Annotated in this window: 17 protein-coding genes; 15 read left to right on the top strand and 2 right to left on the bottom strand. The window is 32.5% G+C overall.

Features of this window, described 5'->3' with window-relative positions:
- The 7 genes from VQL36_RS18860 (at position 1) to VQL36_RS18830 (ending at position 6,280) form a co-directional block, all read left to right on the top strand.
- The gene (locus tag VQL36_RS18860) at positions 1-321 is read left to right on the top strand and encodes a cytochrome C oxidase subunit IV family protein (RefSeq protein WP_349250782.1); all 321 of its coding nucleotides are present in this window, start codon (positions 1-3) and stop codon (positions 319-321) included.
- Positions 322-410: 89 nt separating this feature from the next.
- On the top strand, positions 411-1,355 hold the full coding sequence (ctaG, locus tag VQL36_RS18855; protein ID WP_349250781.1) for a cytochrome c oxidase assembly factor CtaG: 945 nt from the start codon (positions 411-413) through the stop codon (positions 1,353-1,355).
- Between the two features lie 143 nt (positions 1,356-1,498).
- Positions 1,499-2,404, top strand: coding sequence for an ABC transporter ATP-binding protein (locus VQL36_RS18850; RefSeq protein WP_349250780.1), 906 nt, complete (start codon positions 1,499-1,501; stop codon positions 2,402-2,404).
- Positions 2,397-3,707, top strand: a complete 1,311-nt coding sequence (locus VQL36_RS18845) for an ABC transporter permease (protein ID WP_349250779.1) — start codon at positions 2,397-2,399, stop codon at positions 3,705-3,707. Before VQL36_RS18850 ends, VQL36_RS18845 begins: the two co-directional genes overlap by 8 nt.
- A gap of 293 nt (positions 3,708-4,000) precedes the next feature.
- Entirely contained in the window at positions 4,001-5,326 is a 1,326-nt protein-coding gene (locus tag VQL36_RS18840) for a sensor histidine kinase (protein ID WP_349250778.1), read from the top strand.
- 2 nt (positions 5,327-5,328) lie between these two features.
- Positions 5,329-5,994: a response regulator transcription factor gene (locus VQL36_RS18835; RefSeq protein WP_349250777.1), complete on the top strand. Its 666-nt coding sequence runs from the start codon at positions 5,329-5,331 to the stop codon at positions 5,992-5,994.
- Positions 5,995-6,058: 64 nt separating this feature from the next.
- Positions 6,059-6,280 (top strand): SHOCT domain-containing protein, encoded by a 222-nt coding sequence (locus VQL36_RS18830; RefSeq protein WP_349250776.1) that lies wholly within the window; start codon positions 6,059-6,061, stop codon positions 6,278-6,280.
- Positions 6,281-6,419: 139 nt separating this feature from the next.
- Here VQL36_RS18830 and VQL36_RS18825 read toward each other — a convergent pair whose 3' ends face one another.
- Both VQL36_RS18825 and VQL36_RS18820 read right to left on the bottom strand, forming a co-directional pair.
- Positions 6,420-6,641 (bottom strand): DUF1450 domain-containing protein, encoded by a 222-nt coding sequence (locus VQL36_RS18825; protein ID WP_413789538.1) that lies wholly within the window; start codon positions 6,639-6,641, stop codon positions 6,420-6,422.
- 286 nt (positions 6,642-6,927) lie between these two features.
- Positions 6,928-7,437 (bottom strand): ubiquinol-cytochrome c reductase iron-sulfur subunit, encoded by a 510-nt coding sequence (locus VQL36_RS18820; RefSeq protein ID WP_349250775.1) that lies wholly within the window; start codon positions 7,435-7,437, stop codon positions 6,928-6,930.
- A gap of 242 nt (positions 7,438-7,679) precedes the next feature.
- On the opposite strand from VQL36_RS18820, the gene VQL36_RS18815 reads away from it, so the two are divergent.
- The 8 genes from VQL36_RS18815 (at position 7,680) to fabD (ending at position 17,757) form a co-directional block, all read left to right on the top strand.
- Positions 7,680-8,294: a plastocyanin/azurin family copper-binding protein gene (locus tag VQL36_RS18815; protein ID WP_349250774.1), complete on the top strand. Its 615-nt coding sequence runs from the start codon at positions 7,680-7,682 to the stop codon at positions 8,292-8,294.
- A gap of 626 nt (positions 8,295-8,920) precedes the next feature.
- Positions 8,921-10,435 carry a multicopper oxidase family protein gene (locus tag VQL36_RS18810; RefSeq protein ID WP_349250773.1) on the top strand — a complete coding sequence of 505 codons (1,515 nt, stop codon included), beginning with the start codon at positions 8,921-8,923 and terminating at the stop codon, positions 10,433-10,435.
- Between the two features lie 247 nt (positions 10,436-10,682).
- Positions 10,683-11,063 (top strand): GntR family transcriptional regulator, encoded by a 381-nt coding sequence (locus tag VQL36_RS18805; RefSeq protein ID WP_349250772.1) that lies wholly within the window; start codon positions 10,683-10,685, stop codon positions 11,061-11,063.
- 3 nt (positions 11,064-11,066) lie between these two features.
- Positions 11,067-11,945 carry an ABC transporter ATP-binding protein gene (locus tag VQL36_RS18800; RefSeq protein WP_349250771.1) on the top strand — a complete coding sequence of 293 codons (879 nt, stop codon included), beginning with the start codon at positions 11,067-11,069 and terminating at the stop codon, positions 11,943-11,945.
- On the top strand, positions 11,938-12,621 hold the full coding sequence (locus VQL36_RS18795; protein ID WP_349250770.1) for a hypothetical protein: 684 nt from the start codon (positions 11,938-11,940) through the stop codon (positions 12,619-12,621). Before VQL36_RS18800 ends, VQL36_RS18795 begins: the two co-directional genes overlap by 8 nt.
- Positions 12,622-12,623: 2 nt before the next feature.
- On the top strand, positions 12,624-13,430 hold the full coding sequence (locus VQL36_RS18790) for an ABC transporter ATP-binding protein (protein ID WP_349250769.1): 807 nt from the start codon (positions 12,624-12,626) through the stop codon (positions 13,428-13,430).
- Between the two features lie 4 nt (positions 13,431-13,434).
- Positions 13,435-15,843: an ABC transporter permease gene (locus VQL36_RS18785; RefSeq protein WP_349250768.1), complete on the top strand. Its 2,409-nt coding sequence runs from the start codon at positions 13,435-13,437 to the stop codon at positions 15,841-15,843.
- Between the two features lie 711 nt (positions 15,844-16,554).
- Positions 16,555-17,757 (top strand): ACP S-malonyltransferase, encoded by a 1,203-nt coding sequence (gene fabD / locus VQL36_RS18780; protein WP_349250767.1) that lies wholly within the window; start codon positions 16,555-16,557, stop codon positions 17,755-17,757.
- The last annotated feature ends 3 nt before the right edge of the window (positions 17,758-17,760 follow it).

Here is a 17,760-nt window from a genome sequence, read left to right as displayed (position 1 = left end):
ATGGAAGCAAATCAAGAACAAGTACAGGACCGTGTTAAACGTGGTACTATTCATGAGGGACCTAAAAATCATATTATTGCATTTGGAATATCGATCTTTTTAACATTACTTGCTTTTATGGCAGTAGCTAATTCTGCATTAGATCCAACATTCGTTAAAATATTTATCGTAATATTAGCCGTTTTTCAAGCTGTAATTCAATTAGCATTTTGGATGCACATGAAAGACCGTGGCCATTTCTTTCAAATTATGTTCCTAGTTACTGGGGCATTTGTGGCAATAACGGCGTTTATTATGGCTATATATTGGGTTTGGTGGTAAAAGGAAGACAATTAGGAGCAAATTTAAGATTTGCTCCTTTTTTTAAAAGTGGAAAGCATATATTCACTATTTAATGTAAAATATGGATTATGAAAAGTAAAAGAAAGGGATGCTTTATGTTTGGTTTAGTCGAGCAATTTGGTTTTAACGCGGTTTGGAGTCCACTGTTTCTTATGTTCATCTTGTTTATAGCAACTTTGTATTTATGGTTAGTGGGTCCTGGTAGAGATCGTTTTAAAGATTCAGAACCAGTAAAGTTAATCCAAAAAGTTTCATTTTTATTTGGTTTATTTCTTGTGTATCTTTCACATGGAGGACCATTGGATTTATTAGCGCACTTAACATTTACAGGACATATGATTGGAATGTCCGTTGTATACATGGTTGCACCACCGTTTCTTATTTTAGGATTACCAGTATGGTTTCTCAGAGCATTTTTCAATCTGAAGTGGATTAAAAAAGGTACCTTTATACTTCATCCGATTTTTACTGTACTGTTTTTCAATGTGGCCTTTTCAATTTATCATATTCCGATGGTTCATGATTTTGTGATGATCCATTATAATGTGCATACTGCTTATTACATTCTTCTGTTTGTTGCTGCTATGATGATGTGGTGGCCAATTGTATGTCCAGTTCCTGAAATGGATAAAATATGGGGTGTTAAAAAGATGGGATATATCTTTTTAAATGGAGCTTTGCTTACCCCAGCTTGTGCACTTATTATATTTTCACGCACACCGTTGTATGGTTCGTTTAATGATCCTATGATTTGGGCTCAAGCACTAGGGTATTGTTTCCCTGCTAGTTCAACAGAAATATTAAATTTATTCTCAGGACCTCAAGCTTTTGCTTTTACGAAACCTGTTGAAGATCAGCAGCTTGGTGGTGTCATAATGAAGCTGATTCAGGAGTTTTCGTATGGTGGATTTTTACTTTATACATTCCGTCAATGGTATGATAAAGAGAAAAGGAATGATCCTGAAAAAGAAAAAATGGACCGTTTGTTAAATAAACATGGTCAACGTATTTGATCTAAGAAATTTGAAAAACTAGTGAAACCATAATTTGGATTTTACGTAAAAACGATTAGGAGAATATCTCTTGGTCGTTTTTTTATATTTTTCTCATATGATAATATGGAATTAGGTTGTCACTATTAGAAAGGAGTTTTGTTATGACAACTTTAAAGTTGGATCAGGTTACGAAACAATTTGTAGATAAAACTGCGGTAGATCATTTAGATTTGTCGGTATCAAGAGGAGAAATTTATGGTTTATTAGGTGCGAATGGCGCTGGTAAAACAACAACGATGCGTATGGTGCTTGGATTGATATATCCAGATGAAGGTCAGATATTATATAACGGAAAAGCTTTTACAGAAGAGCTAACTAGTAAACTTGGTTATCTACCGGAAGAAAGAGGATTATACCCTAAAGTAAAAGTTAATGATCAGTTGCTATACTTGGCTCAGTTAAGAGGTTACTCAAAAAAACAAGCAGATAAAAACTTGAAGGATTGGCTTGAGCGTTTTGAAGTGACGGAGTATTACAATAAAAAAGTGGAGGAGCTTTCAAAAGGAAATCAGCAAAAAATTCAATTCATTGCTTCTGTTATTCATGATCCTGAAATTTTAGTATTAGATGAGGCATTTAGTGGACTTGATCCTGTGAATGTTGAGCTTCTGAAAGGAGCGGTTAAGGACTTAAGAGATAATGGTACCTGTATCCTTTTTTCCACACATCGAATGGAACATGTAGAGGAATTATGCAGTAATATTTCAATATTAGATCGTTCTAAAACGGTACTAAAAGGAAACATTAAAAAAATTAAATCTACTTTTCCAAGAGAAAGAGTAATTTTAGGTGTTGAAAATGAGATTTCAGGTCTTCAGTCTATAGCAGGTGTAAAGTCCATTCAGAAACAGTCCTATGGTTACGAAATCAACATTTCTGAAGTGAAAGAAGCACAGAATATTTTAAAATTAGCTATGGATCAGAGCACGGTTTCCCGCTTTGAAATTTTAGAACCAACATTAAATGAAATTTTCATAAAAGTGGTTGGAGGTGAGGGAAATGAATAAATTGTTTACAGTAGCAGGGTTCACAATTCGAAATAAACTTAAAACAAAAGCATTTATCATTACTACACTCATTATAGCTCTAATCATGTGTATAGCTTTGAATGTTCCTTACATAATCACCGTGTTTTCTTCTGATGAACCTGCAAAGATTGGTTTTATAGAAGATGATTCAGGAATAGCTAATAGTGTTCAAAAGTATTTTCAAACACAAGAAGATGCAGATGTTGAGATTGTACTTCTTGCAAAAAAAGAGACAGTTGAAGAAAACGAACAAATGGCAATGGATAAGTTGGAAGCAGGTGAAATAGAAGGGTATCTTCAACTAAAAGACGAGGAAGTGGATGGTTTTCCAGTCGTAGTTTATACTTCACTGACATCTTTAGGATTTAATCTTCAAAATGAATTCCAGAATGTTTTTAAATTATTAAAGACGGATATCGTAGCTAAAGAATTGGGTTTGTCTAGTGATGAGCAAAATATACTGCTTGCTCCTGTTTCCTTTGAAAGTGTGGAATTAACAGATATAACTGATACCCAAGGAGGAACACAAACAGAGGGGAAAAATGAATCTGAAGAGAAAATTTCTCTATTTATATCGTATGCTGTAATCATTCTTCTTTTTATGGGTATTATCGTTTCAGGTCAATTAATAGCAACTGAAATTACGACAGAAAAAAGTTCTCGAGTGATGGAAATTTTAGTCACCTCCGTTCCTTCCTTAACACAAATGTTTGGCAAAATTATTGGAATGTTTATTGTAAGTATGAGTCAAATTTTAATATTTGTTACCGTGTTAGTAGTGAATATACTGTTACCTCATAATGCAGAAGTGTTTGAACAGATTAATTTAGATATGAGTAGTGTAGATTTGACTTTGATCTTACCGATTTTCGTTTATTCGATATTGTTGTACTTCATGGGTTTCTTTTTATATTCTACATTATTTGCAGCTATAGGCTCTATCGTAAGCCGAACGGAGGATTTAGGTCAAGCGATCATGCCAATGACATTTATTTCATTAGCTGGTTTTTATATTGCTATATTCAGCATCAATATACCTGATTCAGCACTTGTTGTTTGGTCTTCTTTTATTCCCTTTTTCACTCCGTTTGTGATGACACTACGCATTGGTCTCGGAGAACCTGCATTATGGGAGATTTGGTTATCCTTGGGTATATTACTTGCAACAATATTAGGTGGAGGCTGGTTATCTGCTAAAATTTATCGCACAGGTGTTTTGATGTATGGCAAACGACCTTCAATTAAAGAATTGCGTAAAGCAATGAAGGCTTTTAAGGTGTAGGGTTTAGAAGGATTTATACATGTAAGTAAATAGAATACGAAACTTAAAAATAAACCCTATAGATCAGATGTCCTTGATTTATTGGGTTTATTTTTTGAATCATAGAATTCATATTATATCAGTTATGTTTAATATATTAATTAGATTGAGGAGCAGTTTCATTTATCCATTTCAAAATATTATAATAATATTAGTAATTATAGAAATGGAGAAAATAGGGGCTGATCAGAATAAAAAAATTATCTTTTAAACTTGGGATGTTGTTTTTTATTTTTATATTCTTCATTGAGTCCATGCTTTTCTTTTTCCTTTATTTTTTTATCATTAGTGAGAGAGTTGAAAGTGAAACGGATAACTTATTAGCTCGAGGATTAAGCCATCATAATGTTTTGGAAAAAAATTTTGATTCAATCACGATGAAACATGTAGCACTTATGGAATCTGAAGCTGAAACTATGGTAGTCATTGCAGACGAAAATTTTGAAATATTAGAAGCCTCAAATGATGTGAATGATGAAATCAGTCTCATCATTCAAAATAGTAAAACAATTGATTTTATTGATTTTCCCCAACATGGTGTGATGATTGAATCTCGATGGAGGAGTGAACCCTTTTTAGCAACTATAAACCCTATACAGATTGGTGAGAGCATAAAAGGATATGTGTATATGTTTTTAGAAACACAGCCTATTAGGGGGATGATTCGAAGTCTGACGACGCAATTTATCATAGTGGGGATGCTTGCCATTGCTATATCTATAATCATAACTTTGTTTTTATCTAAGTTTATAACAGTTCCTTTAATTCAAATGAAAAAAGCAACTGAAAAACTTAGTAATGGAAAAAGTGATGTAATGTTAGATACTTATCGTGAAGATGAATTGGGCGATCTCTCTCGGTCTATACAAAAACTGTCAGATGATTTAGAAAAACTAAAAAAAGAAAGAACAGAATTTTTATCTAGTATTTCACATGAACTGCGGACACCGCTCACTTATTTAAAAGGATATGCTGATGTACTAAAACGCTCAAATCTTACGCTGAAAGAAAGAGATGAATTTATTATCATTATCCAAGAAGAAGCAGAGAATGTAACAAGTTTAGTAGAAGATTTGTTTGACCTCGCAAAAATGGATCAAAATGAATTCATAATTCGAAAAGAACGAGTAAATTGTTGTGAATTTCTTCAAGAGATTGTTTCTTTGTTTAAACCAGCCTTTGTGGAAAAGTCCATTTCATTGGAACTTTTTTGTGATAAGAATATTTATATGTATATTGATCGGATACGGTTTGGACAAGTCATCCATAACTTTTTAGACAATGCTTTAAAATACTCTTCTTCTAATACTGCTGTGAAAATTAGAGTACTAGAAGAATACCAAAGAATCAAGATACAGATCTCTGATGAAGGAGAGGGTATTTCAGAAAAGGATTTATCAAGAATATGGGATCGTTTATATCGAGTAGATCAATCACGTTCACGTATTACTGGAGGCAGTGGATTAGGTTTAACCATTGCAAAAGAAATCATTGAAAGACATGGTGGAGAGGTGGGAGTTGAAAGTGAAATAGAGAAAGGGACAACCTTTACCATCTACTTAAAAATAGAAGAGGTGTGAAAATGGTGAAAGCATTAATTGTGGATGATGAAAAGAGAATGCAACAGTTATTAAAATTATATTTAGTGCCAAATGGATTTCAATGTCAAACAGCAGGTAATGGGGAAGATGCGATTCACTTACTCGAAGGAGAGTCTTTTGATTTGGTGCTGCTTGATATTATGATGCCTGAACTAGACGGCTGGGAGACAGCTAAAATGATACGTGAGTTTTCAGAAGTACCGATTATTATGTTGTCTGCTCGTGATCAAAGTACAGATATGGTCAAAGGATTAAAAATTGGAGCGGACGATTACATTACAAAACCTTTTGACGAAGCTGTTTTGCTGGCACGTATTGAAGCTGTTTTAAGAAGAACACATCACATGCAGAAGACTGAATTTAAAGGTTTGATATGGGATGAAGAAAAACATGAATTAAATTATAAAAATAAAGTGATTTCTTTAACACCAAAAGAGTTTGAAATGATAGGTTTGCTTTTAAAACATCAGAAAACGGTTTTCAGTCGTGAAAAGTTAATCGAAACAATATGGGGGTTCAATTCAGAAATAGAAGGGCGTACAGTAGATTCTCACTTAAGAAATATTAGGGAAAAATGTAGAAATGTTAATTTTCCCATTGATGATCATTTAAAAACGGTATGGGGGATAGGGTACAAATGGGAATGAACGCTCTCCAAAGATTCTGCACAATTAAATGTTAAAATAAAATATAGAAAGGAGATGGCCTTAAATGCATTGGTTTGATGAATGTGCAGGTTTTCAAGGAGGAGGAATCATGATGATAGCTATGTTCCTTTTTTGGGGTTCATTATTTTTTTTAGGTTTCTTTTTATTGAAAAGCTATATTAATGGAAATCGCGGCTCGAAACACCATATTGAGATTTTAAAAGAAAGACTAGCTAGAGGAGAAATAACAGTAGAAGAGTATGATAGATTGAAGGAAAAATTATGACATGAATTAATACCCAATTATTATTTGAAGGTTGATATAATAAAAAAAATAACCCTACTCCTTTATTTTTAAAGAATAAGGTTGATTATGACTTACTTTATAAGGTAAAAGAATATTGCTAAAATCTAGAGTTATGTTGTTAGTTTAAGTGTTTATATATATTTTCAACTAGATCATCGGGATCATTCCCTTTGATTATTTCTTTGTTTACCAATGCGTATAATGATTGGGCACAAGCTGGGCAATTTTCTAGGCAGTCGTACGCTTCAATATCTAAATTAGGATCTTTATTTAAGTTTTCTAAAGCTTTTTGTGCACCATTCTCTAAATTTGTTTTACAAAACTCAATAACTGGTTTCAAAGTAATTTCACCACCTCTCATTGACTCATAAAAAATTCTATAATATGTCACAACTCAGGCATTGTTTTAAACAAAAAATCAAAAAGTTTTAATATTTATTATACTATACCCCTGCATAGTATATGTCAAGGTATAAAACCCCAAATTATACATAATTAACATATATAGATGGAATTTTATCAGGTTTCATGGGAGGTATGATGGGTGCAATGTTAGGAAGGATGATTACACCTAACTATTATAATTCTATTGTAAGTGTATTTTTTATCATAAATAAATTTTCCTATCATACATTTCGTTCGGTTGGACTTAATACAGGAATATAAACATTCCCATCTTTTAAAAATGGTTGAAAGAGATCGAGTGGCCTAGGAGGAGGCCCTCCAATATTAACGCCATATTCATCATATTTTCCTCCGTGACATGGGCAGAAAAAAGTTATTCCATTTTTTATTTGATCTTCTTTTGCAAATGAAGCTGTACATCCGAGATGTGTACAGATTGGAGACATAATCATCATTTCATTATTTTCTTCTTTTATTTGAATGAAAACAAATCCGCTTCGTTCCTGGGTAACCCATCCATCTTCAATCATTACCACATAATCTACTTTTTTAGGGAAAGGTCCCGTTTTCAATTCTTCCAAAGGTCCTAAGTTAGCCATTGCACTCGTATTTATATTGTCTGCATCACTACAGGCGGATATAGTAAGTGGAACAGTAGACATGGCCATCAAACCCAAAGTTCCCTTGGCAGTGTTTTTAAGAAATTGACGTCGGCTTTGTTTTGAGGTCATTTCACATCCTCCTTTTTTTAAAAATACCTTAGCAATAAAATATGAAGAAATCATGCAATTGCGGAAATTATTTTATAAAAGGTTCAAGGTTATGTTAGGGGAAATACAAAATCTGGGGGAAACTTTTGATGGATTTGTTCAAGAAAATACTATATAGTTTAATGAGATATACCTTTACGGGGTATGCCTATATTCGAAGTCAAATTGCTAGAAATACTATGTAACAATAAGGGGAGTTTTTTATGAAAAAATATTTAGTAATATTTGGTCTATTTATTATTATTTTGGCTGGATGTTCATCAAATGATGAACAATCTTTAGAGAACGATTCTGGTAATCAACATGAAGAGCAAGAGGAAACGAATAGTAATGATAATGAAACTAGTGGCGATGAGGGATCAGGACCAGAATCAGAAGAACAAGACCAAGTTGAAATGGAAAAATCCGAAGATCTAACCATTGAAGTGTCTGCTTTTGAAATGGGATATGACCCGGATAAGATAACTTTACAAGTAGGAAAAGAATATGAATTAGTTTTAACGAACGAAGGTCAGATTTTTCATGATTTAACTGAGAGTGAATTGGATGTAGAGATTACTTATATGAGTGAAATGGCAGAGCATTCTGATGAACAGTCATTTTTAGATACTTTTTTCAGTATTCAAAAAGTTTATGCTGATGAAGGCCATGGTGAAAAGAAAAACGATGGGATGAAAAGTATTCATATGAACGCGAATGCTGGGCAAACGGTAAGTATAAAGTTCATCCCAAAAGAAACTGGTGAATTTGAATTTTTTTGTACAGTACCTGGACATAAAGAAGCAGGTATGATTGGTAAATTTATTGTAGAATCATAAGTTTGAATAAAGTTAAGTATGTATTTATCCTTCAAAAGTGCCTAACGAAGAACATTCTTCGGATTATCCAAAAAGTGAAATATTAGAATAACTCTCTGATAGGCACTTTTTCCCCTCTTAAGAAATGGGGCCTGACCATTTTGCCATTCCGCCCCTTAAGTTAGAAACATCCATATAACTGTTGTTAATCCAAAAATATTTTGCGTACAGACGCCCACCTCTATAGGTGGAATCTTCAAATCAGGTGGAGTAGAGTCTCCATCTGATTTCTCGATGTTTAAGCAAAGCTTAAACGAGTTCACTAAACATATCGTTCTGCTATTTCAGGAAAAGGGATATTTATAGCAGTTGGTATGTGTCCTTGTTCATATATCATTTAATTCATTCATCAATTGTTGTGGATTCATTTCTAATTTCCTTTCCAAATACTTGTGATTATTATAGCGCTAAAATGTGAAGATATGATGCAGATTACAAAACTGGATGTTTTCCTCAAAACTTTCTGCACAATTCCTTGCTAGAATATCAATAGAAAGGAGATGACTTAAATTGAAAAAAATAAAAGAGCGGTTCGCAAAAGGTGAGAGAATAAAAGAAGAGTATGGTCAAATGAAAGAAAAATTACAATGAGTAAGAAGATGATAACGAAGCTGAATTTTAGAATTTTAATGATTATATTTTCGATAACTATCTTTGTTATCATAGTAGGTTGCCAATCTGAAGAACACAACCAAAGCTCTGGAGTGGGACAAATTAGTATAACTGACATTCCTCTAGAGAAACCAATGAATGTGAATAGCAAACATTTTGATTTAGTTGCAAAAAAAGCAACATGGAATATAAAAGGAAAATCGTTTGAAGCTTGGACCTATAATGGCACAATTCCAGGGGAAGAGATACGTGTAGAAGAAGGTGATTGGGTTGAAGTTATCTTAAAAAATGAGTTAGACGAACCTGTAACAATCCATTGGCATGGTATGGTTTTACCAAATGGAATGGATGGAGTGGCTGGTATCACTCAAAATGCTGTACAACCAGAAGAAACATTTACGTATCAATTTAAAGCTTTAGAGTCAGGTACTTATTGGTATCATTCTCATCAAAATGGCTTTGAGCAAGTTGATCGTGGACTTTATGGTGCGTTAATCGTTGAACCTAAAGAGAAAAGTTATGATCACGATTATGTATTGATGTTAGATGAATGGGATATAGGTGAGAATAATAGGGGAATGATGAATATGATGGGTGAGAGGGGCACCCCTGGAGAAATGGATTCACAAATGTTGTATCAAACATTTACGGTGAATGGAAAAAGTGCTCCTAATATTCAACCAATTGATGTTAATGATGGTGAGATTGTAAGACTGCGAATTATTAATGCAGGTTATCAAAAACATGTTTTATATTTAAATGATCATCCATATCGTATAGTAGCTATTGATAGTAAAGAGGTAGTAAATGCCCAATTAACTACAGATGTCTTAACGGTTGCCCCTGGAGAAAGAATTGATCTTGAATTTAAGGAAACTCAAACGAAAGATTGGTTTATTGATAGCCCAAATGCTGTAGAGGAAGCAGAGGATATAAAAATTCCAGTTAATATCGTTGGAATTGATGAGAAGAGTAGTTATTCATATAGAGATGCAAAAAATTTGAAACTGATTGATATAACACAACAAGGTAATATGAAGCCTATCATTGATATCAATCAAAAACAAGATATTGAATATACGATGGATCTTTCTGTTGATATGGGGATGATGCAAAGAGGTATGTCCTACACTATTAATGGGGAAACCTTTCCTGATACAGAACCTATTCAGGTAAACAAAGGTGATCTTGTCAAAGTAAATATTACAAATAATAGTATGTTAGATCATCCGATGCATTTACATGGCCATTATTTTCAAGTGATTTCGAAAAACGGAACTCCACTTGAGATTCCTCTGGTTAAAGATCTAATTAATGTAAAACCACATGAACAATATGAGATTCTATTTATTGCCGATAACCCTGGTGATTGGTTATTCCATTGTCATGATCTTTTACATGCTGCTAACGGGATGATAACAGCAGTAAAGTATAATGGATACTATTCTCCATTTGAACTTAATGGGGAATTTCATAATGAACCTGAATAGAAAGGTAACTTTGAAGTCGGGATTAAACCCGATTTTATTTCTTTAAGAATCTAAAAACTATGGTGATTCATTTGAAAAACTTTTTGATGGATACCAAATATTTTCTTAAACCTAAACTTTCAATGTATTATTGGAAGTTTTTTTCTTTTTAAGAAAAATATACTTGACAAATATTTCTAAAACATATATGGTTAATTACACAAGTAACTAACCAATTGAGTGTTGTTTTGCGCTAGTTAGATTTGGGGTGATTATATTGAAGGCTAGCTTTGATGATGGGCAGCCGATATTTTTACAAATAGCTGAAATGATCGAAGATGATATTTTAAACCAAACATATGAAATAGATGACCAAGTCATGTCAACCACAGCTTTTGCAAAAACTTTTCAAATTAATCCTGCGACAGCAGTAAAAGGAATTAATTTGCTTGTAGAAGAAGGTATTTTGTTCAAAAGGAGAGGATTGGGTATGTTTGTTGCTGAGGGTGCCGTGGAGAAAATTTTGAAAAAAAGAAGAGATTCTTTTTATAGTCAATATGTACAGAAGATGTTAAATGAAGCTAAAAAAATAAATTTAACAACGGATGATGTAATCAAGTTGATTAAAAATGAAAAAAGGAGTGAATAGAGTATGCAGGTCGTATTGGAAACCAAAAACCTACTCAAAAATTACGGAAGTACAGAAGCATTAAAAAATATAAACATAAAACTAGAGGAAAATAAAATATATGGGCTCCTGGGAAGGAATGGAGCAGGGAAAACAACTTTTTTAAATTTAATTAGCGGTAGTATTTTTCAAGATGAAGGGGATATTCATTTTTACGGAAATCAATTAAAAAAAGGTGAAACGCCTAAACCTCTTTGTTACGTCAAAGAAAAAAACTTGTTCTTTGGTGGGGCAAAGGTCATTGATTTGTTAGATTATGCTGCACCTTATTATGAAAATTGGGACTGGGATTTTGCCAAGAAGCTATTAAATCTTTTTGAACTGGATCCAAATAAAAAGTTTAAAAAACTTTCCCGAGGTATGGAATCACTAGTTGGGATCACTATCGGACTTGCGAGCAGAGCACCCATTACTGCTTTTGATGAACCTGTATTAGGCTTAGATCCTTTAATGAGAGAGAAGTTTTATAATGTTCTTGTTGAGGATTATGCAGAACACCCTCGAACGATTTTCATGTCGACACATTTAATTGATGAAGTTTCTAAAATTGTAGAAAAAATATTTATTATGGAATCTGGTTCAATCAAACTAGCAGATGACATGGAAAATATTAAGAACAAATCATATTTTATATCCGGAAAAAATATTGAGGTAGAATCTTTTTTACAGGACAAGAATATGATTCATAGAGAAACCCATGGAAGCATTACAATCGCTGCTATCTATGATACTCTGAGCAATGAAGAAAAGGAAAAGGCAGCCACAATGGAACTTTCTGTTGATAATATGCCGTTGCAAAAATTTTTCTCGTATTATTCTTTAGGAGGGGAAGATAATGAATAGATCTTTAAGTATTGTTAGAGCTAATTCAAATCTATTAAAATTCTCATTTTTTGTGTTTATTCTAGCTGTAGCATTGCAGGGGGTTTTAGATACTGTTTTTAATATGAGCGGTATCAATGATACGATTGGAATCTCTTTTGCCAACGTAATCACCATATTTCTTTTAGTTATTCCCCTCATACTTCCGTTATATTTTTTTAGACGTTTACTAAGCCTTGGAGCATCACGAAGAGATTACATGAATGGCATCATATGGACATATGTCTTTTATAGTATTATTTTTTCTTTGTTTAATATTCTTTGGTTTTTGTTTGAGAACAATTATTTAAATCCTAGTGTGAGGGAATACTTTAATATTATGGCTCTTTTTAACTGGGATAGAAGTGGTGTAGCAGGTATGTTTTTATATCAGTTTTTTTCATATCTCCTTGTGCTTTCTTTCATCAATTTATTGGTTTCTTGTTATAAGCATATTTTAGGGATCGGACTGTATATAGCATTATCTATCGTTATACCTGTCAGTATGGCTATAGGCACATTACGAGAAGGAGTAGGGATTGGATTATCATATTTGCTTTTTAATCCTTCTATTATAATGCAAATTGTGCTTTCCTCTATTGTTACAATCATTTTATTTTATTGCAGCTGGTGGTTTATAAAAAGAAGAGAATTATAAAGATGGTGAAACTTATGTTAACTGCTAATGTAATTGAAAAGGAACGTAATAAAAACAAAGAAGTATTATTGCAGGCCGTCCGTATTTCGAAAGTTTACAATAGTGGAAGTGAAAGATTCCATGCAGTTAAAAGCATAGATTTAGAAATATATAAAGGTGATTTTACAGTTATTATGGGAAGCTCAGGGTCGGGTAAATCAACGCTTTTATATATGTTAAGTGGTTTGGATAATTTAACTGATGGTGAAATTTATTTTGAAGATAGAAGAATAGATTCATTTTCAGAAGAAGATATGGCTAGGTTCAGAGCGCATAAAATTGGATATGTTTATCAATCTATTAACCTAGTCCCTGATCTTACTTTGTTTGAAAATATTTCTTTTCCAGGTTACGTTGCAGGTCATAATAAAATCGAGGTTAGAAAAAAGGCATTATCTTTGATGAAATTAATGGGAATTGAGAGGTTAAAAGAAAGGTTTCCATCTCAGGTTTCTGGTGGTCAACAGCAAAGAGCAGCGATTGCTCGATCATTAATTAGCACACCGGAAGTTATTTTTGCAGATGAACCGACGGGTGCTTTAAATTTTCAACAAGGGAATAATATACTGGATATTTTAACAAATGTAAATCTATATGGACAATCCGTAGTTATGGTAACGCATGATTTAAAAGCAGCATGTAGGGCGGATCGACTTATTCTTATTAAAGATGGAATGGTGGAAGGGATTTTAGAATTGAGCAAATATAAACCAGAAGAAATGAAAGAGAGAGAAAAGAGAATTTATTCGTTTGTTTCTAGAAAGGAGTAATAGAATGTATTCTGTATGGTTGTTGTGTTTATCCAACTTAAGAAGAAAAAAAGTTCAAAATGGGATGATTGCAATCATTATTATGCTATCTACATTACTCCTTTCAACAGCAGTTTTAGTAATGAATAATACAGATGAAGTTTTTTCTAACATGCATAACGAAGTGAATGGATCTCATCAAATTTTATATTTTGAAGATGGTTTATACAATCCCTATCCAATCTTTCGTTGGTGGCAAGAGCGAAAAGGAGTGAACTCAACGGAGTTAATGGAATATCGAAGTTTATCATGGTTTAAACATCAAGACAAGGAAGTTTCTAATATTAGTTTGTACATGATGAATACTCCACCAGTCCCAGCTTCAGTTGATAAGCTTATATTTGCAGATGGTATGAAATCTAACACGCCTAGTGAAGGAACAATTTGGATTCCAACATCGTTAGCTTATTCAAAGAATATTTCCATAGGAGACCCAATGGGATTTAAAACGGAAACAGGGGTACTTTATTTGAAGGTAACAGCTATTGTAGCAGATGTACCATTTAGCCAGCCCTTTACAATTACTTCAAGAATATGGATGAATCCAAACGATTATAATCAATATATTGGTAACATGCGGGGCACAGATAAATTTATGATGGGTTTACGTTACGATAACGTAAGTAATCAAAGTTTTCATTGGAATCAATTTGAACATGCCTTAGGTAGTCCTTTTTTAGAAACGTCACAGGATTTTGAGAGTATATCTTCCTTTTACTTAATTATAAATCAATTAATTAGTTTCATAATGATTTTTCTTGCAATTGTCATGATTTTAGCTGCTCTATATACGATTGGATACACGATATCTGATGCTATATTATCAAATGTAAAAACGATTGGAATTATCAAATCTATGGGTATCTCATCTGATCACTTGGTTCGTGTATATGTGATTCAGTACGCTCTTTTGACTGTGATCTCCGTCCTTCCTGGCATCATTTCTAGCTTTTACTTTTCAAAGGTTATTATTAGAATGTCTCTATCCTACTTAGAGACAAAAGAATCTTTATTAAACATTAACTTTTCTAAAGATGCTTTTTTTATTGGAATAATGCTCATTTCATTAGTCACTTTGGTCTCTCTATTTTTTGCATTAAAAGCAAAATCGATTCAACCTGCTCAAGCCATTAGATATGGTATGACAGAAAAAGAAAACATGAAAAGATCTAAAAAGTTAAATGCCTCAAAAAATAGAATGATTGGATTTGAGCTCTTACCAGTTGCGTTTGTCATTGGAATAAGAAGGATATTCCAAAATATTCGTGGATCGATACTAATGATTACCATCACTGCGTTTACAACGTCTGTCCTCGTTTTCGGATGTATATTCTTATTTAGCATTGCATCCATTCATAAGACGATCCCACTTTGGGGTTATGACAACTCTGATATAAATATTGAAATTCTAGATACATCAGTTTTACCTGTAAGTGCTTTAAAACAGGATCTATTAAATGACAATAGAATTAAAAATGTGAATAATATTGGTAATCTGTACGGAATCATTTCAGAAACTGAAAATAAGAACAATGTTACTGTAAAGGATACAGGAGTCTATATAATGACAACTGATGGGAAATTTGATGACATTGGATTTGCAAACATACTTGGTGAAAACCCTAAAGGTGATCATGAAATTTCTATTGGTATCAATGTATCTAAAAAATTAAATAAAAGTGTGGGGGATACAATCGACCTTTACATACAAAATTATAAAGGTACATATACCATAACGGGGATTTATCAAGCCATTGCAAACTTATCTAACTCTGCAAGGATGACATCAGATGCAATGAACAAGCTTAATCTTAATGGAGAGATGGAAAATCCATTGTTTTTATTCAACGTGCTTCAAGGGGTTTCACCAGATTTAATGGTTAGTGAACTGACTGAGAAGTACGGAGATGCTATTTTTATTGCAACTCAGGAAACATTGATTAATGAAACATTTTCTCAAGCCGTCTCTATATTAATTTTGCCCCTATCCATAATGGGTTTGTTATTTCTCATCGTTGCTTTCATCATTACTTATAATATTAACAGTATGAACATTAAAAAAGAAAGCAAAGTATACGGAATATATAAATCTATAGGAATGTCCTCAAGGCAAATTAGATATTCAATTGCAACAGGGTCATTGTTTCTTGCAGGAGCAGGTGTAATCATTGGGATTCCTATTGGTATTTACATATTGCCTATCTTGTTAAACATCATTTTAGCCGACTATGGTATAGTGGAGATACCTTTAATTATTGAATGGTATCAAATTGTAGCGATTGCTCCTTTTGCAATCATTTCAGTTGGGTTAGGAGCATGGTTTGCTTCAAAGTTAATAAGAAAAACTTCACCTAAAATTCTTATCGTAGAATAGGTTAAATATCACACATAAAACTATCGTAAATTTTCCTGTCTTGAAGGAGGAGATTTACGATTTTTTTATGTGCGATGATACTCAATTTTTTGCTTTTTTTTATTAAATATGGAGACTCTACTCCACCTGATTTGAAGATAAAGTTTTGATAGATTATACAAAAAATCTAATATTTATGTTGTGGTTAAAAGCAAAAGGTTAAGTCATTTCATAATAAATGGAAAAAAGTAATTGATTAAGTTTAAAATGTGGGATATCCTATCAGGAGATGTTTAATTACAATTCACGTAACTAGCAATAAATAACAATTGATTATTTTTACAATATAGGATATTATTAACTATCATTAACTGAATATCATGATTTAAATCCCAAAATATGTTAGTTTATTATAATATATTTTTTATTAAAAAAATGTTAAATAATAAAATTTGTTGATTTTTGAAGTTTTATAGTATATAAATAGTAATTAGTATGGTAGAAAATAACACAAATGGATGATAGTTGGATAAAATAAAAATACCCACATAAATTCCAGTGCATCTTTGGCAGGACTCACGGAATTTATATGGGCGTCAGACTAGTACCCTTTTTAGGATACATCTGTCCTTTTTATATCTTACAACATATACATCAATTTGTTAAGTTATTTTACTCATAATTTCGAAGCTTAGTATAAATTAATTATTTTATAGAATCGAGGTTAGTAAAATGGGTAAATTAGCTTTTCTCTTTCCTGGACAAGGCTCTCAATATGTTGGTATGGGAAAGGGCTTTTATCAGTACACTCTTGCAAAACATCGTTTTGAAGAAGCCAACGAAGCACTTGGTATGGATTTAAGGAAAATGTGTTTTGAAGGTAATATCAAAGAATTAACACAAACGATGAATGCACAACCAGCCATTTTAACTGTTAGTGTTATTGCCTTTGAAATCTTTATGCAGGAAGTAGGATTAGAGCCTATGCTGTTAGCAGGACACAGCTTAGGGGAATATAGTGCTCTAGCATGCGTTGGTTCAATTTCATTTTCTGATGCAGTAAAGATGGTTAGACAGAGGGGAATTTTGATGCAAAATTCAGTATCCTCTGGAACAGGTTCAATGGCAGCGATTATGGGAATGAGTTGTAACGAACTAAAACAAATATGTGAAAATGTATCAACAGATCGTTACCCAGTTGTTATAGCATGTAACAACTCAAATGAACAAAATGTAATATCAGGTCATATATTTTCAATAGATAAAGTTATGAATATACTCCAAGAATCATCTTCCACTACATCTCCTTTAAATGTAAGCGGTCCATTTCATAGTCCTATGATGAAAAAAGCAGCTGAAGAATTGGTATTAAAATTAGAAAACTATCATTTTAACAAAGAAAAATGGCCTATTATATCAAATGTAACAGCATTACCATATGAACAAAATGAAAGTGTTATAGAATTGTTAAAATTGCAGATGACTAAAACCGTAAGGTGGTATGATACAATGATGTATTTCCATCAGCAGGGAGTAAGTCATACACTTGAAATGGGACCAAAAACTACGCTAAGCAATTTATGTAAAAAAAGTATAAATCAAATCCAAACTTATTCAATAGGTCATATAGATGATCTATCTAACGTAGAAAAATTTATAGAACATTATCACACTACAAATCTAAAAACGAATTTAAATCTCTTAGAAAATTGTCTTAACTCTGCAATGATGCATAAAAATAGAAATTTGGATTATGAAGAATTCACAAAAGGGGTAGTTATACCCTATGAACAATTAAAACAATTACTAATAGATACAGATGTAGGCTTGAATGAATCACAAATGCAAACAGCAGTTGATACAATTAGGTCTATTCTTCAAGCAAAGAAAGTAACAGAGCATGAACAGCAGAGAATTCTAAGCAAGATACATTAACTT

Origin of the sequence: Chengkuizengella sp. SCS-71B (genome assembly GCF_040100845.1) — a bacterium.
Lineage (GTDB): Bacteria > Bacillota > Bacilli > Paenibacillales > KCTC-33759 > Chengkuizengella.
This window is presented reverse-complemented; position numbering and strand designations above follow the sequence as displayed.